General features: G+C 68.9%; 22 protein-coding genes and 3 pseudogenes. 14 read left to right on the top strand and 11 right to left on the bottom strand.

Translation table 11 applies throughout. The features are described from left to right. Positions 1 to 485: 485 nt before the first annotated feature. From E1295_RS37120 to E1295_RS37100, 5 genes and pseudogenes are all read left to right on the top strand, one after another. Entirely contained in the window at positions 486 to 2,807 is a 2,322-nt protein-coding gene (locus E1295_RS37120; protein ID WP_132638090.1) for a beta-galactosidase, read from the top strand. A 433-nt stretch (positions 2,808 to 3,240) separates the two neighbouring features. Continuing rightward, positions 3,241 to 3,462, top strand: a complete 222-nt coding sequence (locus tag E1295_RS37115) for a hypothetical protein (protein ID WP_246080812.1) — start codon at positions 3,241 to 3,243, stop codon at positions 3,460 to 3,462. A 269-nt stretch (positions 3,463 to 3,731) separates the two neighbouring features. Then, positions 3,732 to 4,019: pseudogene (locus E1295_RS52670) on the top strand (family 43 glycosylhydrolase); the annotation flags it as partial. Positions 4,020 to 4,219: 200 nt separating this feature from the next. After that, positions 4,220 to 4,708 (top strand): RICIN domain-containing protein, encoded by a 489-nt coding sequence (locus E1295_RS37105; protein ID WP_166427594.1) that lies wholly within the window; start codon positions 4,220 to 4,222, stop codon positions 4,706 to 4,708. Between the two features lie 77 nt (positions 4,709 to 4,785). Further along, a complete protein-coding gene (locus tag E1295_RS37100) occupies positions 4,786 to 6,222 on the top strand; it encodes an RICIN domain-containing protein (protein ID WP_220449084.1) in 1,437 nt (478 codons plus the stop codon). A gap of 122 nt (positions 6,223 to 6,344) precedes the next feature. On the opposite strand, the gene E1295_RS51375 is transcribed toward E1295_RS37100, so the two are convergent. Further along, positions 6,345 to 6,671, bottom strand: coding sequence for a tyrosine-type recombinase/integrase (locus E1295_RS51375; protein ID WP_246080808.1), 327 nt, complete (start codon positions 6,669 to 6,671; stop codon positions 6,345 to 6,347). Positions 6,672 to 6,854: 183 nt separating this feature from the next. Here E1295_RS51375 and E1295_RS37090 point away from each other — a divergent pair. Next, positions 6,855 to 7,025, top strand: a pseudogene (locus E1295_RS37090) (ABC transporter ATP-binding protein); the annotation flags it as partial. 77 nt (positions 7,026 to 7,102) lie between these two features. Continuing rightward, the gene (locus tag E1295_RS37085; protein ID WP_132638084.1) at positions 7,103 to 7,396 is read left to right on the top strand and encodes a hypothetical protein; all 294 of its coding nucleotides are present in this window, start codon (positions 7,103 to 7,105) and stop codon (positions 7,394 to 7,396) included. A 473-nt stretch (positions 7,397 to 7,869) separates the two neighbouring features. Here the strand turns inward: E1295_RS37085 and E1295_RS37080 are convergent, their stop codons facing one another. The 5 genes from E1295_RS37080 to E1295_RS37060 all read right to left on the bottom strand — a co-directional run bounded on the left by E1295_RS37080 (position 7,870) and on the right by E1295_RS37060 (position 13,044). Then, positions 7,870 to 9,069 carry an FAD-dependent monooxygenase gene (locus E1295_RS37080; protein ID WP_132638082.1) on the bottom strand — a complete coding sequence of 400 codons (1,200 nt, stop codon included), beginning with the start codon at positions 9,067 to 9,069 and terminating at the stop codon, positions 7,870 to 7,872. After that, positions 9,057 to 9,644: a TetR/AcrR family transcriptional regulator gene (locus tag E1295_RS37075; RefSeq protein WP_132638079.1), complete on the bottom strand. Its 588-nt coding sequence runs from the start codon at positions 9,642 to 9,644 to the stop codon at positions 9,057 to 9,059. Before E1295_RS37075 ends, E1295_RS37080 begins: the two co-directional genes overlap by 13 nt. A gap of 333 nt (positions 9,645 to 9,977) precedes the next feature. After that, positions 9,978 to 11,495, bottom strand: a complete 1,518-nt coding sequence (locus E1295_RS37070; RefSeq protein ID WP_132638077.1) for a multicopper oxidase family protein — start codon at positions 11,493 to 11,495, stop codon at positions 9,978 to 9,980. Continuing rightward, the gene (locus tag E1295_RS37065) at positions 11,492 to 12,136 is read right to left on the bottom strand and encodes a hypothetical protein (RefSeq protein ID WP_132638075.1); all 645 of its coding nucleotides are present in this window, start codon (positions 12,134 to 12,136) and stop codon (positions 11,492 to 11,494) included. The genes E1295_RS37070 and E1295_RS37065 overlap by 4 nt, the downstream gene beginning before the upstream one ends. A 458-nt stretch (positions 12,137 to 12,594) precedes the next feature. After that, a complete protein-coding gene (locus E1295_RS37060; protein WP_132638073.1) occupies positions 12,595 to 13,044 on the bottom strand; it encodes a DUF2867 domain-containing protein in 450 nt (149 codons plus the stop codon). A 68-nt stretch (positions 13,045 to 13,112) separates the two neighbouring features. Between E1295_RS37060 and E1295_RS37055 the strand changes: the two genes are divergently transcribed. Continuing rightward, positions 13,113 to 13,718 (top strand): TetR/AcrR family transcriptional regulator, encoded by a 606-nt coding sequence (locus E1295_RS37055; RefSeq protein WP_132638071.1) that lies wholly within the window; start codon positions 13,113 to 13,115, stop codon positions 13,716 to 13,718. A gap of 1,501 nt (positions 13,719 to 15,219) precedes the next feature. Here E1295_RS37055 and E1295_RS37050 read toward each other — a convergent pair. Together E1295_RS37050 and E1295_RS49295 are read right to left on the bottom strand one after the other, a co-directional pair. Further along, a complete protein-coding gene (locus E1295_RS37050) occupies positions 15,220 to 15,627 on the bottom strand; it encodes a DoxX family protein (protein ID WP_132638069.1) in 408 nt (135 codons plus the stop codon). 5 nt (positions 15,628 to 15,632) lie between these two features. After that, positions 15,633 to 15,953, bottom strand: a complete 321-nt coding sequence (locus tag E1295_RS49295; protein WP_166427593.1) for an SRPBCC domain-containing protein — start codon at positions 15,951 to 15,953, stop codon at positions 15,633 to 15,635. A gap of 24 nt (positions 15,954 to 15,977) precedes the next feature. Between E1295_RS49295 and E1295_RS49290 the strand changes: the two genes are divergently transcribed. The 4 genes and pseudogenes from E1295_RS49290 (at position 15,978) to E1295_RS52660 (ending at position 17,058) form a co-directional block, all read left to right on the top strand. Then, complete coding sequence (locus E1295_RS49290; RefSeq protein ID WP_246080806.1) at positions 15,978 to 16,163, top strand: EamA family transporter; 186 nt, start codon at positions 15,978 to 15,980, stop codon at positions 16,161 to 16,163. A gap of 288 nt (positions 16,164 to 16,451) precedes the next feature. Further along, positions 16,452 to 16,592, top strand: coding sequence for a hypothetical protein (locus E1295_RS49285; RefSeq protein WP_166427592.1), 141 nt, complete (start codon positions 16,452 to 16,454; stop codon positions 16,590 to 16,592). Further along, positions 16,589 to 16,648 (top strand): annotated as a pseudogene (locus E1295_RS52665) (hypothetical protein); the annotation flags it as partial. The gene E1295_RS49285 and the pseudogene E1295_RS52665, both read left to right, overlap by 4 nt. Before the next feature lie 116 nt (positions 16,649 to 16,764). Continuing rightward, positions 16,765 to 17,058, top strand: coding sequence for a transposase (locus tag E1295_RS52660; protein WP_220449082.1), 294 nt, complete (start codon positions 16,765 to 16,767; stop codon positions 17,056 to 17,058). Here E1295_RS52660 and E1295_RS37035 read toward each other — a convergent pair. The 3 genes from E1295_RS37035 to E1295_RS37025 form a co-directional block, all read right to left on the bottom strand. Beyond that, on the bottom strand, positions 17,000 to 17,782 hold the full coding sequence (locus E1295_RS37035; RefSeq protein WP_246080804.1) for a MerR family transcriptional regulator: 783 nt from the start codon (positions 17,780 to 17,782) through the stop codon (positions 17,000 to 17,002). The genes E1295_RS52660 and E1295_RS37035 overlap by 59 nt on opposite strands. A gap of 131 nt (positions 17,783 to 17,913) precedes the next feature. Continuing rightward, positions 17,914 to 19,479 (bottom strand): serine hydrolase domain-containing protein, encoded by a 1,566-nt coding sequence (locus tag E1295_RS37030; RefSeq protein ID WP_246080802.1) that lies wholly within the window; start codon positions 19,477 to 19,479, stop codon positions 17,914 to 17,916. Between the two features lie 455 nt (positions 19,480 to 19,934). After that, positions 19,935 to 20,369 (bottom strand): GbsR/MarR family transcriptional regulator, encoded by a 435-nt coding sequence (locus E1295_RS37025; protein ID WP_246080801.1) that lies wholly within the window; start codon positions 20,367 to 20,369, stop codon positions 19,935 to 19,937. A 175-nt stretch (positions 20,370 to 20,544) separates the two neighbouring features. On the opposite strand from E1295_RS37025, the gene E1295_RS37020 reads away from it, so the two are divergent. Further along, the gene (locus tag E1295_RS37020) at positions 20,545 to 22,158 is read left to right on the top strand and encodes a CocE/NonD family hydrolase (protein WP_132638063.1); all 1,614 of its coding nucleotides are present in this window, start codon (positions 20,545 to 20,547) and stop codon (positions 22,156 to 22,158) included. A gap of 6 nt (positions 22,159 to 22,164) precedes the next feature. After that, positions 22,165 to 23,268, top strand: a 1,104-nt coding sequence (locus tag E1295_RS37015) for a Rossmann-fold NAD(P)-binding domain-containing protein (protein ID WP_246080799.1), incomplete at its 3' end; no start/stop codon positions are given.

The raw sequence follows: 23,268 nt of genomic DNA, 5'->3' as shown, positions 1-23,268 counted from the left end.
CCGCGCGCACCAGCTCCACCATCTGCCGGCGAAACTCCGGCGGATAGTTGTTCGACACTGCAGACTCCTTCTTCCGGGAACCAGGGTTCCCCAGAGATCAGGTGTCCACCAAACCGGGCCAGCTCCAATCCAGCTATGGAGCGACGCCGAGCTCGCTGTCGGAGCTGGCTTCGTCGTTCTATTGATCCTCCTACCCACCATCATCTGGCTCGCCAGAGTGACGCTGCGTCGCCGCAGATAGTGCCTCCGGCGGGGGCCCTCCGGCTCCGGGATGATCGCCGCGCCGGGTGTCAGGCCGTAAGTGGCTGAGGTGGAAGCCTGATCATCCCGCCCACCATCGACCCGGGACAAGCCGAGCAGACCAGGGCGACGGGATGATCAAGCGGGCGGGGTGCACACGTCGGGCGCGATATGCCGTCCGTGGACGTACCGACCCGGCTGGTCCGCCGCGCAAGCGCTTAAATCGTTCTTCTCGAAAGGTTCACATGACGTACCCGGCCACTCACGCCGTGAAGCACACCCCCTGGGATCTCCCCGAGACTCGCACCCCCATGGCCGGCGCCGAGGACACGCGGCCCGGGCTCGGCCTCACCAGCCGCTCCCTGTGGCGCGACGGGCGCCGGTGGATTCCGGTGACGGGCGAGCTGCACTACAGCCGCTTGCCCCGGCACCGCTGGCAGGAGGCGCTGCGACTCATGAAGGCGGGCGGGATCAGCGTCGTGTCCACCTACGTGTTCTGGATCCACCACCAGGAGCGCCAGGATCGGGAGCCGCTGTTCGACGGCGACCTGGACGTGGCCGCGTTCGTCCGGATCTGCCGCGACACCGGCCTGGAGGTAATCGTCCGGATCGGGCCATGGTGTCACGGCGAGGTGCGCAACGGCGGACTGCCCGACTGGGTCGCCCCGGCCCGCAGCGACGACCCCACCTACCTGGGGCAGGTGCGGCGCTGGTTCGGCCATCTGGGGCGGCGGCTCGGCGGTCTGTGCGGGCCCGGCGGGCCAATCATCGGCATCCAGCTCGAGAACGAGCTGTACGACCAGCGCGACCACATCGTCACCCTCAAAAAGCTCGCCCGCGCGTCCGGCCTGCACGCCCCGCTGTGGACGGCCACGGCCTGGGGCAACGCCGACATCCCGGTCGGCGAAGTCTTCCCCCTGTACGGCGGCTACACCGACGGCTTCTGGGTGGACACTGCCGACGGCTGGGATGACTCTTTCCGCACCCACTTCCATTTCTCCCACCAGTGGGACGACCCGGGCATCGGCAAGGACCTGGCGGGCGATAAGAGCACGGGTGTGCCGGGTGCCAAGCATCCCGACTTCCCGGCGGCCACCTGCGAGTTGGGCGGCGGCATGGCCACCGCCTACCACCGCCGCCCGTGGCCTGCGGGGGAGGACATCGCGGCCGTGGCTTTGTGCAAGCTCGGCAGCGGTTCGGTCTGGCAGGGCTATTACATGTACGCCGGAGGCTCCAACCCCCGCCCCGGCCTGCAGGAATCCCATGCCACCGGCTACCCCAACGACCTCCCGGTCCACAACTACGACTTCCACGCCCCGATCGGTGCCCACCTGCAGACCCGCGACAGCTTCCACCTGCTGCGCAACCAGCACGCCTTCCTGGCCGCGTTCGGCGACCGGCTGGCGGGCATGAACGCCACCATCCCGGGCACGCTCGACGTGCACGAGCGGACGACGCTGCGCTGGTCGCTACGCTCGGACGGGCGCGAGGGGTTCGTGTTCGTCAACACGCACCAGCCGTACGAGCCGCTGCCCGCCCACCACGGCGTGCGCTTCGACATCGAGCTCGACGAGACCCGGGTCGTGTTCCCGCACCGGCCGATCGACATCCCCAGCGGGACGTTCGTGTGCTGGCCGGTCCACCTCGGCGTGTACGGCGTCACGGTCAACTGGGCCACTCTCGGGCTGCTGACTGTGCTGGAGGGGGACGATCCGGTGCTGGTCCTGACGAAGGTGGAGGGGGTGCCCGGCCATCTGTCCCTGCCCGCGGGCACGCGGGTGAGCGGGCATCCGGTGTTCGAGCGGGACGGCGAGGTGATCCTGGAGGACCTGCCGGGCTCGCGCGAGCTGCTGACGGTCGAGACGCCCGAAGGGGCGCGGCTGCGGCTGCTGGTCCTTGACACCGTCGATGCCAGGTACGCCTGGCTGCCCGGTGACGGGCGGCTCGTGATCTCAGAGGCCGACATCGTGCTGATGGAGGATGGAGATCTCGCCGCCATCAGCACCGGCCCTGCCACTGTCGACATCCTCGGTGGGGACGTCTTCGAGCGACATCACATCGACGCGTCCTGTGCACCCGTTCCCGTGCAGGTCGTGCGGAAGGCCGAGGCCACGTCGCCCCCAGTACGCCCGATCACCGTCCCCGGCCGTGCCTCAGCGCCCGACCCGGACACGTTCGCTGCCCACGCGGCCCGTTACACGATCACGGTGCCCACGGACGGGCTGGCGGGCGAGCGCGTGCTGCTGCGCCTCGACCTGGTCGGCGACGTGGCTACTGCGACGGTCGGCGACCGTACGGAAGACCTCTTCTGGGACGGCGCGCCCTGGGACATCGACATCACCCCGCCCCACGGCGTGCAGATGGTCGAGGTGCAGGTCGCGATCTATCCCCTCGACGAACGGACGCCGGTATGGCTGCCCGAGGCCGCGAGCAAGAAGCGGACGGAACGAAACACGCAAATCCTTTCCGCCACTGTGATCGATTACCAGACCCACAGGTTCCCTCGTCGCCGCCTGGCTCCAGGAGTGACTGTGATCGGCATGTCGCGCCGTGACAGCAGCCGATGAATCGTGGTCCTGGCGACCGTGCGGCTTTCGTCGGCGGCCGACCGAGACGGGGCTGTCAGCGATCTCGAAATTGAGCTCTTGAGCACTCTTTGGGGAGTGGTTACTGAGGGCGATTTCCACCGGCGATCGTGGGAGGTCGAAGGCGTTGGTCGAGATCTCGCTACTCGGTGCGCATGGCTACGGCCGTTGCGTCATGATCTGAATCGCCAAGAACTCGATCGTGAAGCGCCGCACGACAGCGCGCGTCCACGACCGCTATCGGCTCCGCCTGAATGACCTGTCGGTCGGCGGGCGTCCACTCCACGTCGAGCTGGAGGTGCGCCGGTTCATCGGCCTCCGACGAGAAGCAGGAACTGGCGTTCGCCGTCGGTCAGGTCGAAGGCGTCCCCGACGGCACCGATGGCCTGCGGCGCTTGGCGCAGGAGAATCGAGCATGTCGCAGGCGGTTGCTCAGGGTTGGGAAGTGTCGCTCGCGGCTGGAGTGGACATCAAGATCGTGCAGGAGACCCTCGGGCACACCTCCTCGGCGTTCACCCGCGACACCTACACCAGCATCTCCCCCGAGGCCGCCGCTGCGGCAGCCGAGGCAACCGCTGCCTTCCTCACCGGATCTCCCGCACCTTCGCCCGCTGTCTGTTCACGGATGGCCTCCTGAGGGTGAAGCGCGGGACGGATGGTGCAGGCTCTGTCGCGGAGGGTTACCAGGTGACGGGGGTCACAACTTTGCGCGAACATTAACATGACCATTCCTGGATTACCACTTCTTGACGCGAGCGATGCGGGCATTAACACTCATGCAAGGCTCGGTTGTGTGCTGTGAAATGTTAGCGCTAACAATTTCCTTCGAAGACAGCGCAGTTCCCCCCGGAAAGGAACCCCGATGTACGTACGAAAGAGCCTGGCAACGGCGCGGACCCCTCGATCGTGTACAGCGGCGGCTACTGGTACTACGTGGCCACGACGTGGTCCTCGAGGATCATCATGCGCAGGTCGGCTACGATGGCCGGCCTGAAGACCGCGGCCGAGCAGACGGTATTCACCCTGAGCCCCGGGCCCGGCTGCTGCACCATGTGGGCGCCCGACCTGCAGTGGATCAACAACCGGTGGTACCTGTACTTCTCGGCGGAGGCGTCGCCCGGCCAGGGTGAGCGCCGGACCGGCGTGCTGGAGAGCGCCGGCTCGGACCCGCTGGGCCCGTACACCTACCGGGACATCCTCAACCTGGAGCCCAACGGCGGGTGGGCGATCGACGGCAGCGTTATCTGGTTCAACGGGTACCCGAGCCACTTCGTCTACTCCGCGTTCCGCGCCGGAAAGACCTTCCTGACGTACTCGGCGAGCTCCTGCCAGACGCCCGACTACAAGCTCGGCATGCTGACCTGGACCGGTGGCGACCCGATGTCGTCCAGCTCGTGGACGAAGGAGTCCACGCCCATCTTCCAGCGCAGCGACGCCAACAGCCCGGGGCCGCCTCATTCGTCAAGTCACCCGATAACACCGAGACCTGGGTCGTCTACCACGCGAACTCCTCCGCCGGCCAGGGCTGCGGCACCACGCGCACCACGCGGGCTCAGAAGATCAGCTTCAACTCGGACGGCTCGCCCAACCTCGGCGTGCCGGTCAGGACCGGGACCACGATCGAGGGTCCCTCCGGCGACTCCAACGCTTCGTCCCCGACTGTCTACCGGATCAACGTGCGTCACAGCGGCAAGGCCATGGATGTCCAGCAGCCGAACACCGACAACGGTGCGCGTGTCGGCCAGTACACCTGTGGCAGCGGCACTGACCAGCAGTTCCAGATGGTCGCCAACGGCGGCTACCTCCAACTCCGGGCACGGCACGAACACCGGCACCAACCAGCACTGGTCACGCACGGCCATCTAACGATCGTCCCGACGTGACCGCGGATCCGTCTAGTGATTGGGCATTCATGACTCTGACATCAGGACCATCGCGGAGCACCCGTTCCTTACGCCGGTTGCTGGTCGCCCTGGTGGCGACCGCGCTCGCCGCGGCGGCGAGCCTCGTGGTCTCCACGCCGCCGGCCAATGCCGCCACCAGCCAATTCCGGGGCATGAACTGGGCCGTGCTGGGTGACAACTTCAGCACCGGCACGCTTGTCGTGCAGGGCCTGAGCCAGTCCGACAGCAACGCGACAGTACGCGCCAAGGCCAACGCCCTCTACGACGACATGGCCTCCACCATGGGGATCAACACCGTCCGGCTGCCCATCAACACGCACACGGTGGCCAACAGCGCTTGGTGGAACGCCTACCGCGGAGCCATCGACGCCGCCACGGCCCGCGGCTGGAAGGTCATCCTCGCCTACTGGGAGGACGGCGCCGCCTCCGGCGGCCGTATCACCAACCTGGCGGCGTGGAACTCGATGTGGTCCAGCGTGACCAACACGTACGGCTCCAACAGCAACGTCTACTTCGAGCCGATGAACGAGCCGCACGGCTATAGCTCGGCCGAATGGCGCAACATCGCCGCCAACTGGCTGGACTACCACTACTCGGCTCCCGCGAACCGGGTGCTCATCGGCGGCACCGGCTACAGCCAGGACTTGCGGGACATCTGCAACGACAGCCGCTTCAACTCGACGCTGCTGTCCTTCCACCACTACGCCTTCTTCTACAGCGCGATGACCTACGACGCCTTCCGAAGCCACATTCAGACGCGTCTGGGCAACTGCGCCTCCCGCGCGGTCGCCACCGAGTTCGGCGCGCCGATGTCCACCGGCCTCAACTACGGCGACGCGAACAGCACCGACAACTTCGTGCGCCACATCCGCGCCATGGCCCAGGTCATGCGTGACAACCACATGGGCGGCACCTACTGGCCCGCCCTCGGCGGCAAGCCGGGCAACATCGGCTACGACTGGTACTCGATGTACGCCCTGAGCGGCAGCGGCACCAATCTCAACTTGACCGTCCGCAACACCTCCGGCGCTGACCGGATCCGATATGCCTGGGGCGACACCATCGGCGGCGGCGACTCCACCTACCGGATCAACGTGCGTCACAGCGGCAAGGCCATGGATGTCCAGCAGCCGAACACCGACAACGGTGCGCGTGTCGGCCAGTACACCTACAACGGCAACGCCTGGCAGCAGTGGCAGTTCCAGAACGCCGGCAGCGGCTACTGGCGCATCGTCAGCCAGCACAGCGGAAAGTGCCTCGATGTGGTGAGCGCCTCGACCGCCGACGGTGCCGAGCTCATCCAGTACACCTGTGGCAGCGGCACTAACCAGCAGTTCCAGATGGTCGCCAACGGCGGCTACTTCCAACTCCGGGCACGGCACAGCGGTAAATGCGTGGACGTACCGGCCGCCTCGACCGCCGACGGCGTGATCCTCAAGCAGTATCCGTGCAACACCGGCACCAACCAGCACTGGTCACGCACGGCCATCTGACGATCGTCCCGACGTGACCACGGATCCGCGGTACGGCCGTCACCGCCTCCGGTCTTTGATCCGTAGGTTCCGGGTTCGAGCCCCGGGCGCCCTACCACCCTTCACCCTTCTGACCAGGGCGTTCACATTCCCCCATCGCCGGTGGGGTTTAGGGACCCCTCTTGGGAGACCGAGGGGAGACCGGCGGTTCCGGACGCCACCGCCCGCGGCACGATCGCGGCGCTCGCTTCGGCCGCCTCGTGCGCCGGCTCCGGCAGCACCGTCGTGTAGGTGTTCTCGGTCAGATTGGTCGAACTGTGACGGAACATCGACGACACCATCTTCGTGTCCACCCCCGCCGCATAAGCCAGCGTCGCCGCGCAATGCCGTAGGTCGTGCAACCGGACCGGGGGCAGCCCCGCCTGGTAGGCCAGCTGCGCGAACAGCTCGCTGACCCACGCCGGATGCAACTCGGCGCCGTCCTCGTGCGTGAAGATCCGCCCGGTATCGGTCCACGCCGGACCCCACTCCAGACGTTACGCCGCAGCCCCCGAAAAGCGATGAGGTGGAACAAGGCGTACAACCGGTGCTGCACAGCGACATCGAGGAAGGTACCGAGCTGGATCGGCGTCCACACCATCACGGGCGAACCTTCCGGAGGCGAGGTCATCGACCTGCTCGGCCGCCTGCGCGGCGGGCTCGACGAGGCCCGCCGTGCAGAGCTGATCGAGCGCTTCCCACTCGACCCCACCAAGAAGGCCCGCACCTACTCCAAGGGCAACCGGCAGAAGGTGGCGCTCGTGGCCTGTTCAGACGTCAACCTTCAGCGCGGTTGCGTCGCGAATGGCCAGTGTGGTCACTGCCGCCCCTGATCGTTCTGCTGGTTTGCGGCCTGGTATACGTGGGTGCACCCCTGAAGGCGCGCTTCGCCCTGGCCCGAGCTGCCCTCGACGGCCGCTCCCAAGCCTTCTCCTACGGCGCGCCACTGCCCGCGGACGACGAATGGATCGGGCTGTTCCCGGTCGAACGGGCCGAGAGGGTCCGTGGCGGAGTACGTTTCGCCATCGACGGCGCCGGATTTTTCGGTACTGCCGGATTCGCCTGGAGCCCTGAGGGCGAGCCGCCTGAGCCTGAGGGCGAGGATCTCTACGAACACTGGCAGGGCCCGTGGTATCTCTGGAGTGAGTCCGACTAGGGAGTTTCCGGTCGCAGCTCGCGGGGTCACCGGCTCTCGTCGGCCGCCGCCTTTGAGCGGTGCAGCCCGATTCGCCCGTCGGCACCGGTCCTCCGGCGTGTGGGGCCCATTCTGGGCGCCACCCTGTCCTGGTCAGCTGTTTCGACGTGAGCCGTGAGGCCGTGCAGCCGCTCCAGCAGCGTCAACTCGCGTTCGGGCAGCAGAGCCCAGTCACCGTCGGCGAGTCGGCGAGTCGGCGAGTCGGCGCAGGGTGTCACGTCACTGGAGTGGCCCGGGTTCGCGTGGTCACTGACGCACGACCCGGAAAGCGCCTTTCGGGGCGTACGGGTCACAGGTGCTCAGTGCGTCGGCCGGCCTGGATCGGCCTGCTCGCTGCCGAACACCTCGTCGAGGAGCCGTTGCTGGGCGTTTCGGACCTCGCCGGGGCGAGGCCGTCGACCTGCTCGGCCGGCTGACCGTGGATCGGAGCGGCGCTACGCGAGCGCCGATTCGGCCGCGGTGCCGGATGCCCGGCGCATGACGTCGGCGAGTTTGGTGTCCTTGCCTGCGAGGACGGAGTTCAGGTAGCCGGTGACGAAGGGCAGCCGGGTCAGGCTGAGCATGAGGCGCCGGATGCGCAGGTCGGTCGGTGAGGAGGGCAGGAACCAGCGGGCCATCGATCGGGCGTTGCGTTGTTTGTCCTCGACCACGGGCCGCCACAGGCGCTCGAACTCGGCGGTGGCCCGCTCGATCGTCGGAGCGTGCGCGAGCCGGTCGGCGAGCACGAAGGCGCCGGCGATCCCGAGCGACGCGCCCTGCCCGGCGATCAGCGACACGGCGCAGGCGGCGTCTCCGAGCAGAACGACCCGGCCGGTGCTCCACTCCGGGAGCTCGATCTGCGCGACCTGGTCGTAGTAGATCTCCTCGGCCGGCGGGCACTGCTCCAGCGCGCGCGGCGTCACCCAGCCCAGACCGGTGTAGGCCCGCTGGATCGCCCCCCGGAGATCGTCCGGAACCGCGGGGTCGGCGCTGCGGTGCACCGCGAACGCGGCGACCCGTCCGTCACGCAGCGCGTAGAAGCCCATCTGCCGGTCGACGGAGTCGGTGAGGCAGAACGCGTCCCCGGTGGCGGCGTGCACATCCGGCGCGTCGAAGGTGAACGCCGCCGTGTGCAGGCCCAGGTAGCGCAGGCAGCGGTCCTCCGGCCCGAACGCCAGCCGGCGGACGGTCGAATGGATCCCGTCGGCGCCCACGAGCAGATCGGCATCCAGGACGGTGCCGTCCTCCAGCGTCACCGTCAGGCCGCCGGGGCGGTCGGCGAGGTCGATCAGCGCGGTGTCATAGCGCAACTCGACCTCGGGCGGAAGGTTCTCGGCCAGCACGGCCTCGATGTCGGGACGCAGCAGGTCCAGCAGCCGGCCGCGCGAGAAGCTCTTGGTCCGGATCGTGGCGCGGCGGCGACCCTTACGGTCGACCAGGCGCCCCTCGTCATAGTGGTAGGCCACTCGTTCGAACCGGGGCAGCAGCCCCATGGCCTCGACCGCCTCCAGCCCGGGGCCGAAGAAGTCGATCATGTATCCCTGGGGGCGAGGTCCGGGGGCCCGCTCGACCACCACGACCTCGCCGCCCAGGCCGGCGAGCCGATGGGCCAGGGCCAGGCCGCTGATGCCGGCGCCGCAGATCACTGTCCGCACTGTCGTTCCTCCTCTGGGGACGGGGAAAGAAGCCTGCGCAGCACCGCTGAGGGATCCTTCGCCCGCAGGCCCAGGCCGCGGTGCAGCAGCAGGCCGTCCACGCAGGCCGCCAAGACGGCGGCGGTCTCGAACGGGGCCGGCTCCCCGTGCTGCTCCAGCCACTCGCCGAACCGCTGCCGGAACTCGGCGACCAGCTCGGCGATCCCCTCGCGCAGCCCGTCGTCGCGGGTGCTCGCCAGGTAGGCCTCGACGAACAACAGCGAGGCGGCGTCGGCGCCGGTGTACTTCTCGACCGACGCGAGCATCGTCTCGATCGCGTCGCCGGGGGAGCGGGTGCTTTCCAGCAGCTCGTTCATTCCGGCAAGCATTCTCCTCATCTCGCTGGTCGCGGCCTCGTTCAGCAGGCTCGGCAACGAGGGAAAGTGGTAGTGCACCACGCTCGGCGTCACCCCGGCGCGCTCGGCGAGTATCCGGGTGCTCACCGCCGTCCAGCCGCGTTCGGGGATGAGCTCCGCCGCCGCGGTCAGCAGCCGTTCCCGGACCGCGCGCCCGCGCTCGGCGGCTGGGGAGACCATGGTTCCCTCCTGTCTAGGGCAATCGTCCTGTACGACTGCCCTGATTGTATGGTCGCGCCCCGGCCCGCATCAAGTCGAAGTGGGTTCGGGCAGGTCACGGGCGCGCTCAAACAGGTGCAGCCGTGTCCGGGCGTGGCCGGCCGTGTTCAGCGCCAGGACCCTGATCGTTCACTCCTGGACGGACAACTCCCGGCCAGCGTCTCGAAGCTGATCGAGCCTCTGGTCCGTCAGCCGCCCGTCACCATCGCGACGGTGCGGAACAGCGACGCAACGGAGCGGCCACAACCCGGCGTACCGCGCCACCCCAGCCTCTCAGATGCCGCAATCCGGCCATCAATGCTGGTGGTGGGTCGGCGCGGACCGGACCGGGGACCGGCCTGCGGACCGGCCGGGCGCCGTGACAACGTACTGGCCCATGAGGCCCTGATCCTCGTGGTTGAGGATGTGGCAGTGGAACATGTAGGGCGTCGCCGGATCCGGTTCTCCGCGAAACCGCAGGGCGATGCGGACGGGAACGTTGGGCGGCGTGTGCACGGTGTCCTTCCAGCCGCGCAGTTCCGGCGGCGGTGGCGCGCCGCCGACCGACACCAGCTGGAACTGCACGTCGTGGACGTGGAAGTTGTGCGGGGCGTCGTCGATGGCGGTGACCTCCCACACCTCGGTGCTGCCCTGGGCGACGGCGAAGTCGATGCGCTTCATGTCCATCGCCCTGCCGTTGATCGTGTACCCGGACAGTTCGAAGCGGCGGACGGGCGGCGTCGCGGGATCGGTCACGAGCCGGGGAGCCTCGGCCAGGCGTGCCGGAAGGGGCGGCGACGGGGCGAGCCGTCGCGCAGCACGGAGCTCCAGGACGTCCAGGGTGTCGTCGCCGCCGGTCCAGCGCCGATCCCAGGGGTTCAGGCCCGTCTCGGGCGGGAAGCTCCGCAGCGCATCGCGCTCCCCCGGTCGCAGGGCCACCACGATCTCGGCGCGTTCTCCCGGGCTGAGCTGCACGCGTCCGGTCTCGTACGGCGCCGCCAGCAGCCCGCCGTCGGTACCGACAACGGTGAACGTCCGCCCGGACCCGAACCCGAAGCGGTAGATCCGCGAGTTCGACCCGTTGAGCAGCCGCAGCCGGACCCGCTGGGTGGTCACGGGCAGGTAGGGCGCCGGCGTGCCGTTCACAGTGACCAGGTCGCCGACGATGCCGACGCCGCCCTGTTCCCGATCCCGTTCGTCCAGCTCGTTGTGCTCGGTGAGGTTGAGATCCCGGACGATGACGGGGATGTCGTCGACCCCGTACTGGCTCGGCAGCCCACGGGCGCCTGGTTCGTCCAGGATGAACAGGCCCGACAGTCCTCGGTAGACGTGGACGGCCGTCCGGCCGTGCGGGTGCGGGTGGTACCACAGTGTGGCGGCAGGCTGGTTGACGGTCCAGGTGGGCGACCAGGTGGTGCCCGGTTCCACCGGCTGGTGGGGGCCGCCGTCCATCCGGGCAGGCAGGTGCATCCCGTGCCAGTGGAGGGTGGTGGTTTCCGGAAGGTCATTGCGGAAGCGGATCACCACGGTCTCGCCGCGGGCCGCTCGCAGCGTGGGCGCCAGGTACGGGCCGTTGATCCCCCAGGTAGGGGTCGGCCGGCCGGCGCGGAACCGGTGCTCGCCCGGACTCGCCCGCAGGTCGAACACCCTGCGGCCCTCCGGGTCCCGCTGGGAGGGCGCCAGCGGCGGGATGGTCAGCCGGTTGACGAACCGGATCTTTCCGGCGGTGTCCAGGTCCGCGCCTGCCCACCACCATCCGGCGCCGCCGAGGGTGGCGGCGGCGGTGGCGGGCACAGCGATGAGCCCGGCTTTCAGAAGGGTGCGGCGCTTCACGCGGCGACCACCGTGACGGTGTCGGCGCCGCCAGCCTCGATCATCTGGTAGCCCGGCGCGTCGCCGTCGTGGGTGGCCTGGGTGAGGCCTCCGCTGACGGCGCCGTACCACTGGTCGTCCAGCCTCAGATTGGTGGCGGCCCGTGCGAACCCCACCCGGACCGGCACGCCGGCGGGGCGCTCGACGCGCAGATCCTCGACCGCGGCCAGCCGGCTCACGCGGGCCCGGGCCGGGCGGTCCAGCACGAGGCGTACGTGCGCGGCACCCGAGTGGAACGTCACCGAGCGCACGTCGAGGCCCGTGAGCTGGGCGTCCAGGTGCGCGGCGCCACCGTGGACGTCCAGCGCCCACGGCACGGCCGGGTTGAGTGTGAGGAGGGACGGGTGGGACCGGCGCAGCAGCCGCGTCCCGGCGGGGTAGGCGATGTGCACGTTCGCGTCGGCGGCCCACACCAGCGGCAGCGGCATGCCGAACCGTGCCTCCAGCAGGTCTGTCAGTTCGGGCTGCGGGCGCAGGGTGACCAGCTCCGGCCCGTTGTCGAAGCTCAGCCGCGCGACCGAGGGAACGGCTGGCAGGGGAACGGCGACATGCTCGTCCCGGACACCTTTGGAGGCGAACGCGGTCATGACGGTGCCTTTCATTACGATGCTTTCCTTACGGCCAACAGATCTAGGGCGTGCGGGGTCCCGGCGCCGGCCCCCTGGATGACGGTGTTGACCACGCCGGAGGCCGCACCGGCGTCCTGATGGGGCACGGCCGACAGCACGATGTCGACCAGGATCGGCGCGACCAGCCCGAAGCCGATGCCGCCGAGTGCGCCAGGTGCCAGCCGTTCAGCGCGTCCCCCGCCAGGACGACCGTGCCGATCAGCGCCACCATGGCGGCGGTCAGCGCCGACGCGCCGAAGGCCACCAGCCGGCGCCCGGCCGTCGCGGCGAGCCACTGCCAGGCCCGAGGTAACGGCCAGCCCCAGCGGCCAGGCCAGGAAGGCGGCCGTCCGGCCCTGTGGCCTGCGCTGCGCACCCTGGGCCGGACCAGCTCACTCGGCCAAGCTGTCTTGTTTGGTATGCGAGTACGTTGCCCGTCGCCGGAAGGTCGGTCACACGAGTCGGTTGGCTGTGGCCCGCATCAGCAGGTAGGGGATCATCCGCCTGTGCACCGGTGCGACGAGCACCCAGACCAGCCACCCTGCCCTGCGAAGGTACGCGATGTCGGTGGTCAGCGTGAGGGCATCATCCGACACTCGAAACAGCAGGCGCGCGTTCATCAGTGGCGAGCTGAGCGCGAGGCGGATCGTGGCGCTGTCAAAGGCTGCGACTTGCCACCCCAGAATGTGATGGGCAGACGATAGAGGGCGGCGGAGACGTAGGCCAAGAAAAGCGCGCCAGCCGAGAAGCAGGAACCAGCGGACCGGCGGTGGCGCGTCCTGGAAGACCGCCCGGGCCCACTGCTCGGGTGATCGCGTCTCGCTGATGGTGACTTGGAAGGCGTCCTCATAATCGGCTGCCCCTGTCGCGGTGACTCGCCGCACCCGATACCGCTTTCGCACATCCCCTCCTTGCTGAACACGTGTACATTAGAAGCGTTATTGAACACGCGTCAAGTAAGCTGGCGACCATGAGCGAGGGAAGACGACGGCTGACCCCGCACGAGCGGCGCAGCCAACTGCTCGACGTCGGCGCCGAGATGTTCGCTCGTCACTCTTACGAGGATGTGCACATGGAGGGCATCGCGGCACGTGCCGGCGTATCCCGTGGACTCCTATACCGCTACTTCTCCACCAAGCGCGACCTGTTCGCAGCGATCTTCGAGCGCGACAGCGAGCGGCTGCTGGCCTCCAGCCCGATTGATCCCGCGTTGCCAATGGCCGAGCAGGTGAAGGCGGGGATCGACGCCCACCTGGACTACTTCACCACACACCGCAACAACATCCTCACAGCCAACCGCGGCGCACTGGCCGGCGACCCGACCGTCCAGGAGATCATCTCCGACGAGCTCGCCACTCTCCACGCCCGCCTTCTCGATGCGCTGGGTGGCCATGGCCGCAACAGGCACGTAACGTCGGTCGCGCTGCATGGCTGGCTGGCGTTCGTCCGAGCCGTATGCGTCGAATGGCTGGAGGGCTCGCCGCTGTCGCGGGACGAGATACGCGAACTGTGCATCCGCAACCTCGCCAGCCTCTTCCCCGAGCACATCGAGCCGGCGGCGGCTCCATCCGGATGAACATGCACCGGATGCGGCAGCCAATGCCGCGATATGCCGGCCGCGTTCATCGACGACCGCACGCTGCTCGTGACCGCATCGGCGAATTCGGGCGTGCGACCGCCGTTTACGCTACGACTTCGACAGCGGCACTCAAGGCAAGATCATCACACGTGGCCGAGAGCAGCGTCAAACGTCGTGACGGTATTGATCAAGCACAGCTCCGCTCCGCAAGGGCGGATGCGGATGGGCACCGCGATGCCGGCGGGGTCGGGCGGAATGCCCGCGGGAGCGTAGGAAAGCACTCCCTCATACAGCGCACTCGTCTCGGCGGTTCCGGAGCCAGTGGACTACACGAAACGCGACGTTCACCGACGAGATGGTTCGGAGGGTCGCCAAGCAGGACCCCAGCACGTGGCTGCCGATCGAGCCGGTGCGGTGCCGGTACATCGCCGAGTGGACCGCAATCAAAAACTCGGTGGGAGCTCACGCTGGACGCCGCCGCGAGAAGGCCGCTCTGACGTCGATCGCGGCCGACCGCCCGAACGTGCCCATCGAGATCGCCCCACTGCCCTGGAAAGGACATCTTTAAGCGCTGCTAAGCGCCTGACCTTCCAGGAAGAATTCGGCCGATCCTCAGAGAACATACGGGTCAACGTCGGCCACCCCGCACACCGCCACCAGCCAGGAGGGCGAACCGTAGCGGAAGTGATCAAACGGAATGGGCCCTTGTCGGTGCAGGCCAGGCCTGGACGGCGGCCGCGAGGCGTCTGCGGTGGAGATCATGGGTGATGACCAGCCAAGGTTCAGCTAGGGCCGAAAGGTGGCGACCGCTGTGGAGCGAGCGTGATCGCGATGCCGAGCAAGCCCGGAACGCCCTGCGTGGTGCCAGACTGATGGAGTTCAGTGACAGCCGGGCCGGTCCGTGACGGAGGGCGGGGGGTACGGAGCGGCCCTTCCTGGTAACTGCGTCGCGATTGGCTGTGCCTACGGAGATCCGGTGGTCCGGGCAGCCAGCGCGCGCGAATATGTCAGCCGGGAGGCAATCCGGCCGTAACGAAAAGGAGCGGGTAGTGATCCGGACGCTCTACCGCGGCGAGGACGCCGCACAGCTGGGAGCCTGGCCGCCCGGGGCAGGCCGGTCCCTTCGGCCTCCGTCCAGAATCGGAATCTCAGCGAACCGCCTCCTCCTGGCCAACGCCCAAGGATCCGCTCACCGTGCCCGGCTGGTGGGCATTTGCCGGCCTCGATGGTGACGATGACATGTCAATGCCCAGCAGCGTTCCGGTCCCGGGATCAGAAGATCAGCACCCCTTTCCGCGGCAGGGGCACATCGAAGTGACGGGCGATGGCCGCCCCCCGGTGGCCGGGCCGGTCGGTGTCCTCGCCCGCAAGGGACAGGTCGGGCTGCCCCCCGAGGGCAGTTGCCACCGCCGGCGGCCAGGCGGGGCGTGACGACGTGATGGGCGTGCAGCATCCAGATGATCGGATGAGGGCGTAGGTCATCGGCGCCAGGGTGGCGTCATGTTCGGCGCCTCGTCGGTAGCTCGTGCTGCCGCAGGAACACGATGGCTGCGGCCAGGGCGGCGTAGGCGAGGGGAATGAGCGGGCTGGCGCCCAGGACAGTCAGGTTGACGACGGTGGCGCCGAGCAGCAGGAGCAGCAGGCACAGTGCGGCCAGCGCCCGCAACCGCGGGATCATCAGGCCTGCCGCGCCGGCGATTTCCAGCACGCCGATCACCAGCCGCAGCGATTGCCCGGCGCCGATGTCGTCGAACATCTCGACCGCACTGGCCTCGGCGAGAAGTTTGGACGCCCCGGCGGCCACCATGGCCAGGGCGAGCAGGATCTGCAGCCCCCAGGCCGTGATGGTGGCGGCCTTGCCGGTCCGCTTGGCGGTGGAGGCTGGGGAGCGTTCGTCGGCGGTCATCGTCGTCAGCTGATCCGGGTCAGCAGGTCGGCGAGGCGGTCGAACTGCTCCAGCGTGCCCTTGGACATGCCCTGCCCCACGGCGGCGTCGATCGCATCTTGCGAAGGGAAGCGGGTGTGGTAGGTGACCTTGGTCTTGCCCGCGGATTCGTCGAAGGTGATGGTTTCGACTGCGCCCGGCCCGCTGTTGAACGGCTCGATGTCGAAGATCGATGTTCGGACGATCCGCTGAGGTGGCACGACCTCCAGGTACTCTCCGGCGAACGGGGCTTGGCCGCCGTCGACGATGCTGATCCATCGCCACTTGCCGCCCGGACGGACGTCCATCTCGACCACGTCGGTGGTGGCGCCGTGCGGTCCCCACCAGTGGGGGATGTGCTCGGGTGCATCACCTACCTCGCCCCGGTCGTCGCCGTCGTGGCAGGCGTCCTCTTGCTCTCCGAGCCGGTCACCACACGCACCATCGTCGGCACCTTGCTCGTCCTGGCGGGAGCGGCGCTGGCTGCCCGCCGGCCTCCAGCGGCCGACCCCGTCTGACGTTTCGTTGACGGCGTTGCAGGAATGATCACCTCCGGCTCCCGCCAAACAAGATCATTCTCATTGATAACGGCCGTTCCTCGGTTCCTCAACCCCGATATCAGCCGCTTCGGCGCGTACGCCACCGACGAGCTACGTCATCGGCCGGATCCGTTCGATTCCCAGCTGAAGGAGGTCTACTTCGCTGACGTCGAGCCGGCCGCTTGATCACCGAGGCTATTGGTGGCCGAGCGCCCTCGACCTAGCCTCGGGTCCCAGCACGTTCGCCAACACCATCCGGTCTCCCGGATGCCCACCTGGTCAGCGGCCGGTTACTCGACTACATGGCAGTCGACGCTGTACATCCTGGACTGCCTGATCAACATCGACGCCGGGCCGAAACCCGAGCTGGTCACGACGGATCAGGCCAGGTTGCCGGATCGCTGGTGACCAACCAGGTGCGCGCCTACGATCTGCTGCGCTTGTTCGCCCGGGGCGGGCGTCCGACCCCGCCCGGGCAGGCGTTCGCCGAGTACGGCCGCAGCGACAAGACCCTGCACCACTGTCCATCCTGGACCCGATCGACGACACCTACCGGCGCAAGCTCAACAAACAGCTCACCGTGCAGGAATCCCGGCACCAGCTGGCCCGCAAGATCTGCCACGGCAACGGCGGGAAGATTCGTCAGGCCTACCGCGAAGGATGGCCTGGCTGCGCGATCCTGTCCTTTTGGCCGTTCCTTCGATGGACGCGTGGATGGCTGAGGCGATGCATCCAGGGTGGGACGAGTCGCTCCAGCGGTGTCAGCCGGCAGCTCCCGGCCGGTCCCCGGCCCTTCGGCCTGGGGACCGGCGCTGTCAGTGGGTGTCTGGTCTGGGGGTATGGATGCCCGCGGCGCGGAGTTTGGCCTCGATAAGCGCGACCCCCCGGGCGGTGGCCGATCCCTGCTTTTCGCCGTGGTGGGCGATCAGGTGGTACCGGGCCGCGGCGTCGGTGCGAGCTTGCAGGCCGGTCACGATCTTCAGGTGTGCGGGGTTGGCGAGGAAGTGGTCGGCGATGGCGGTGGCGAGGTCGGCAATGCGCGAGTCGTCCGGCTCCCAGGTCGTGGCTTCGGTGGCGCGCTTGATCAACGCGACGAAGCGGGGGTCCTCGAGGGCGTGCTCGACATGGGTGAGGTAGTCGTCGAAGCCCTCCGGGACCAGGGCCCTGGCCAGCACCCAGCCCTCCCTGGTGGCCGCCACCTCGTTGGCGGGGAAGCCGAGGCCGGACAGCCGCTGCAGCAGCGCCACGGCGCGGTCGGGCAGCAGGGCCCGGTCGCCGTCGGCGAGGCGGTGCAGCGTGTCACGGCGCGCGATCAGCTCCTCGATCCGTTCGGTGAGGTGCCGCTCGACGTCGGTGAGCGCGGCGGCGAACAGCTCGGGGTCGGCGTCGAGCAGGGGCCCGATTTCGGCAAGCGGCACCCCGGCGGCGGCCAGCGTCCGGACCTGCACCAGCCGCAACAGCTCGGCCGACCCGTACCGGCGGTAGCCGGAGCTGTCGCGTTCCGGCTCCTTCACCAGGCCGAGCTTGTGGTAATGCCGTACCGTCTTCACGGTGACGCCGACGAAGGCCGCCGCCTGCCCGATCGTGACTCCGTTCATCGGCACCATCCTGCCTTGTGCTCAAGCTCGGCGACCGGGCAGACCACAGCCGAGCAGGTGGCCCCGGTTCGCGTTCTCCCTGATGCACGACCCGGAAGGGGTCGCCTTTCAAGGCGTACAGGTCACAGGGTTCAGTCCGCCGGCTGAGCCGGATCGGCCTGCTCGCCGCCGAACACCTCGTTGACGAGCCTTCGCTGGGCGCTCTGGAACGCTGACGCCACGGACAGGTCGACGTCGTCCACCCAGTTCAGTACGGCGGTCAAGGTCTTGGCGCCGCCGGGCGTGCTGCACATCATCCCCGCGGAACCGGCCAGGCCGCCGTTGTGGGTGATGACGGTGCCGCCGCAGTCCGTTTTCTGGACGAACACTCCCAGCCCGTAGTCCATGTTCGGCAGGCCCGTCGGACGCGGGGCGCACATCTCGGCCAGCAGCGTGGCCGGCAGGAGCCTGCCGCCCATCAGCGCGGAGATGAACGTGGCCAGGTCCTGGCTGGTGGAGATCATGTCACCGCCGGTGGAGACCCAGGAAGGGCTGTGGCGGGTGATGTCGATCGTCTTGTGCCGGCCGTCCTCCTCATAGCGGTGGTAGAAGTGGGCGTGCGGCTCGGGGATCTCCGGCGAGGCGTCCGGCACCACCGTGCCCGACAGCCCGAGCGGCCCCAGGATCCGCTCCTGCATCTCCTCGGCCAGCGAGCGGCCGGTGACCTTCTCGATCAGCAGCCGGGCCAGCACGTAATTGGTGTTGGAATAGCTCCAGCCCGTCCCCGGCTCGAACCGGGCCGGCTTGGACAGCGCCAGACGTACCAGCTCCTCGGGCCGGTAGGTGCGGAACCGCTTGTCCACCCACTCTTTGGCCGTGGTGCCGTAGGGAACGGGGATCCCCGGCACCATCGTCCCGTCGCCGCCGTCGTCGCCGGTGAAGTTGAACAGCCCGCTGGTGTGCCGCAACAGCATCCGCACCGTGATCCGCCGGTCCAGCCCGAACTCGGGCAGGTAGCCGGCCGCCAGGGTGTCCAGCTCGATCTTGCCTTCGGCCACCAGTTGCAACACCAGGGTCGCGGCGAAGGTCTTGGTGTTGCTGCCGATCCGGGCATGCCCGTTGACCGGCGGCTTGGCGGTCCCGCCCAGCTCGGCCACCCCGGCGCTGCCGACCCACTCGCCCCGCTCGTCGCGCACACGCAGCGACATCCCGAGGAAACCGGACTCGACGATCTCCTCGATCGCCTTCTGCAGCTCCGGACGATCCTGCCCGGCCGCGGCTTCCGGCACGGCCCCGCTGTCCGCGACGGCCACCCCGGCGGCGTCGAGCGCTTCGGTGATCTTGCGGGCCATCTCGGCCGTGGCGGGCCTCGGCCGGCCCTGGTGCGTCTGGGCGGTCTCGACGGCGGCGAGGACGGTGCTGCGGAAGCTGTCGGCCTCGGCCGGATCCTGCATCTTCAGGAGGTTCATGGCCGCGATCAGGGCCGGCAGCACGCGGTCGGCGATCTCGGCCACGGACATGCCGTCCAGGTCCTTGCCTTCAGGGTAGTCGGCGAGCACATGCCCGATCAGACCGGTGGCCGACCCCAGCGCGATGCTGCCGGAGGTGGCGATCTTGTGAGGCTTGCCGGCGGCGCCGGCGGCGGACGTCAACGTCACGGCGCCGTACGCGGCCAACCGCAGGGTGCTCTTGTCCCGATCGGAAAGCGTGATCGTCATGGTGATTTGCCCTTCGACGTTGTTAGGTCCGCGGCGTCGCGCCGAGCTTCCACCCTGACCCGAGGTCAATCTCAACCGTGATCTAGCTCACAGCCGCTATGGGGTTCGAGACAACCTCGGGAGCAGGACTGCCAAGTGCCACGAGAAGTGTCAGCAGGTTCTGCCATCCAGCGTCAGTGACTCCGTCACGAGGTGTCAGTAGCGGCTGTGCGACTCCTTGCCCACTACGCCGGTCAGCTGAGGCCTTCTTGGCCTGGAAGCCGGTCCGGGACGGCCCGGCTCCATCACTGGCGGCAGCTTCCTTAACGACAGGCCGCATTCCGGTCGCACCCCGACCAAGAGAAACGGCGGACCAAGAGCCACTCATTGTGGGTTCTGGGCGTATGTGGGCTGAGGACCTCACACAGCGGACCGCCGACCAGGCGGCAGGCGGCGGGAGCGCCTGATCAGTGGGGTCAACTGCGCTGGTGCTGCAGCCAGCGTTCGAGCAGGGCGGGAATCTCGCTCAGCATGAAGTGGTAGAAGTCGCGCATCTGCCTCAGCCGCCGGTGGGCGGGGTCGCCGGCCGGGATGGTGTCGATGCCGGTCTGCGCGGCTTGCAGCATGACCTGGATGACGGTGTTCTGGCTGGTGAACAAGGTGGCCCAGGCGTCGTCACGCAAACGGTAGTGCTCGCGGCGGCTGCCGGGGGCGGGCAGGCGTTCGATCAGCCTGACCGACACCAGGGATTTCACCGCCGCCGAGACCGAGCCCGCGCGGGCGTCGAGCCGTTCGGCGATCTCGCCCGCGGTGACGCTCTGCTGGTCGGTGAAGAGGAAGACGGCCAGAGTGCGCGGCCATGCGCTGCAGCCCGCCCCAGGGTCAGGGCGAGATGTTCGGCGGCCTGCCACCGGTCTTGTCTGCCGTTCACGAGCGCAGGATGTCGAACTGCACAGAACTTCAGAAAGTTCTGAAAGTCGGTATGTTGCGAGTATCGGGTTCCGCCGTGCGGAGCGCCGATGGTGTGCCGGGAAGCCTGGTCGGCGATGTGACAGCTCGTCTACGTCGCCAGAAAGGTGACCGGTCATGACCCTGCTCAGCCGCTTGTACGGCGTGCGCCCCGCCTTACGTCACCGGGTGCGTGTGCGGCGCAACGTGGAGATCCCGGCTTCCGATGGTGTGCGGTTGCTGGCCACGCACTACTACCCGGCGGGCCAACGACGTCCGCCGCTCGTGCTCATGCGCAGTCCGTACGGTCGCGGCAACGCCCTGGATCGGCTCCCGGCGCTGCTGGCCGAGCGCGGCTACCAGGTGCTGTACCAGAGCCTGCGCGGCACAGCCGGATCCGGGGGTCGCTTCGATGGGTTCGTCATCGACCCGGCCGACGGTGACGGCACGCTGAGCTGGTTGCGCGCCCAGCCTTGGTTCGGCGGCGAACTGGCCACGTGGGGCGCCAGCTACCTCGGCTTCGTGCAGTGGGAGCTGGCCGCCCGGGACATCCCGGAATGGAAGATCGCACTCATCCAGGACGCGCCGTCCAGCTTCGCCGAAGGCTTCATGTACCCCGGCGGAGCGTTCGCGACGGGCAACGCACTCGGCTGGGTGCAACTGGTGGAGCGGATGTTCACGGGAGGCTACGGCATCACCCGCCAGCTGGCTGGCTTGGTCGGCGCCGCGCGGCGGCTGTCGCGCGCCACGCTCGCCCTCCCGCTGCAAGAGGCCGATCGGGCACTGACCGGGCACGCCGTGCCGTGGTTTCGGGACTGGGTCACCCACGGCCCCGGCGAGCCGTACTGGGCGAGCACCGACCACCGCGCCAACACTGCCCGCATGCCACCGGTGGTGCACCTTCAGGGCGGCTGGCACGACTTCTTCCTGCCGAGCATGCTGGCCGACTACGCCGCCCTGGCCGCAACGGGGCGGCAGGTTCGGCTGCTGGTCGGCCCATGGGGGCACGGCCGCGGCCTCTACACCCGCCAAGGGCTGACCGACGCGCTCGCGATGCTGGACGCGGCGCTGCTCGGACGGCAGGCGCCCTCGGGCGTTCGGCTGTTCGTCACCGGCGCGGGCCGGTGGATCGACGCGCCCGCCTGGCCGCCCGTACACGAGGCGACCCCCTGGTTCCTGACCCCGGACGGCGGGCTCAGCCCTACCCCGCACGACGGCCACAGCGCTCCCAGCCGCTACCGCTACAACCCTGCCGACCCGACCCCGACAGTCGGTGGCACACAGGTGGGCCTGTCGGCGGGTGCGAAGGACACCCGCGCCGTCGAGGCCAGAGCCGACGTGCTCACCTTCACCACCGCGCCCCTCGCCACCGACGTCGAGGCCGTCGGGCCGGTCCGCGTGCGATTGCACGCGCGCTCGGACAACCCCAACGTCGACTACTTCGCCCGGCTGTGTGACGTGGACGCGCGGGGCAGGTCGATCAACGTGTGCGACGGGATCGTGCGCCTGCGTGACCCGGGCGACATCCGCACGGTCGAGATCGCATTGTGGCCGATGGCCCACCGGTTCAAGCGTGGCAATCGCATCCGGCTGCAGGTCTCCAGCGGCGCCCACCCGCGCTTCGGCCGCAACCCCGGCTCCGGCGAGCCGCTCGCGACCGGAACGGGCCTGCGCGCCTCGGAACACGAGATCTTCCACGATCACCATCACCTGTCAGCCCTTTGGCTGCCCCTCATCCCAGGATTGTCATGAAACTGCTTGTTCTCGGCGGCACCCACCCACCACGTGGGCCGCGCCGTCGTAGAAACCGCGCTGGAGCGCGGCGACGATGTGAGCACGCTCAACCGCGGCCTCAACCGCGCCCCCGCTCCCGACGTTCGGGCGCTCGTCGCCGACCGCACCGACCCCGAGGCCGTACGGCGGGCGCTGGACGGCCAGGAGTGGGACGCGGTCATCGACACCTGGGCCTGGGCGCCCCGCGTGGTGCGCGACACCGCCCGCCTGCTGTCCGGCAGGGCCGGGCACTACGGGTATGTCTCCAGCCGTGGCGTGCACCGCTGGCCCTGGCCCGCGGGCGCTGATGAGCAGGCGCCCCTGGTCGACGGCGACCCCGCCAGCACCGACGACGCTGATTACGGCGCGGCCAAGCGCGGCGGCGAACTCGCCGTCCTGGAGTACTTCCCCGAGGCGACGTTGCTGGCCAGGGCGGGGATGATCCTCGGCCCGTATGAGGATGTCGGCCGCATCCCGTGGTGGCTGCGCCGCCTGGAAAAGGGCGGGCGCGTCCTGGCACCCGCCCCCGCGCAGACACCCCTGCAATACATCGACGTCCGGGATCTGGCCGTCTGGCTGCTGCGCTCGGCCGAACGCGGCCTGAGCGGCGTCTTCACCACGACCGGCCCGCCGGGGGCGATCACCCTCGGGGACCTGCTCACCACGGCGCTGGAGGTCACCGGCTTCGACGCCGAACTGGTGTGGGCTCAGCCGGAACTGCTCCTGCGGCACGGCCTGCCGCTCGGCATGAAGCTCGGGCTACGCATGCCGGACGGGAGCGCGCCGAGCGGCATGCATGACGCCGATGTCAGCGCCGTCCTGGCCGAAGGGCTCACCACGCGTCCGCTGCGCGACACCCTCGCCGACACCTGGACGTGGCTGCAGGCCGAAGGAGACCCGGCACCCCGCGCCGACGCGCCCTCGCCGATACCCGGCTGGATGCCGCAGCCGAACAGCGACTGCTCGACCACCTCACCAGCTAAGGAAGCACACCTTTCATGCGCGCCATCATCATCGGAGCCGGCATCGCCGGCCTGGCCACCGCCCTGCGTCTGCACCAGATCGGCTGGGACGCCCTCATCGTCGAAC

The organism is Nonomuraea mesophila, from assembly GCF_004352805.1.
In the GTDB taxonomy this organism is placed as follows: domain Bacteria; phylum Actinomycetota; class Actinomycetes; order Streptosporangiales; family Streptosporangiaceae; genus Nonomuraea; species Nonomuraea longispora.
This window is presented reverse-complemented; position numbering and strand designations above follow the sequence as displayed.